Below are 663 nucleotides of genomic sequence, written 5' to 3'. Positions count from 1 at the left end.
CAGCTGTTGGCGCAACTGCCGTTTTCTCCGACCAATGCTCAAGCACGCGTGGTGAAAGAGATTGAATCCGACCTCGAAAAGCCGCATCCAATGATGCGTCTTGTCCAAGGTGACGTAGGCTCAGGGAAAACCCTCGTCGCGGCACTGGCTGCGGTTCGAGCTATCGAGCACGGTTATCAGGTCGCACTAATGGCACCAACTGAGCTGCTCGCCGAACAACACGCCATCAATTTCGCCAACTGGTTTGAAGCCATGGGCATTCAAGTGGGCTGGCTTGCTGGTAAGCTCAAGGGCAAAGCCAAAGAGACGGAACTGGCTCGCATTGCCAGCGGTGAAGCGCAAATGATAGTGGGTACTCACGCCCTCTTCCAAGAACATGTGGAATTTCATCACCTAGCTTTAGTCATCATTGATGAGCAGCACCGCTTTGGCGTCCATCAGCGATTAGAGTTACGTGAGAAAGGGGCAAAACAAGGCGCGTATCCGCATCAGCTCATCATGACGGCGACTCCGATTCCTCGCACGCTAGCAATGACAGCGTATGCTGATTTGGAAACGTCGGTGATAGACGAATTACCACCAGGCCGAACGCCGATTCAAACCGTCGCCATTCCAGATACCAGACGTGACGACATTGTCGAGCGGGTGCGAAACGCTTGTCTT

At 53.7% G+C, this 663-nt stretch carries 1 protein-coding gene; it reads left to right on the top strand.

What is annotated here, in order from left to right:
* On the top strand, positions 1–663 hold a 663-nt coding region (locus R8O10_RS25525), incomplete at both ends, for a DEAD/DEAH box helicase (RefSeq protein WP_318191996.1).

The sequence above is a fragment of the Vibrio sp. 1727 genome, from assembly GCF_033344415.1.
GTDB classification, from domain to species: Bacteria; Pseudomonadota; Gammaproteobacteria; order Enterobacterales; family Vibrionaceae; genus Vibrio; species Vibrio alginolyticus.
Note: the sequence above shows the minus strand (reverse complement) of the source record. Positions and strands in the feature narration are given on the sequence as shown.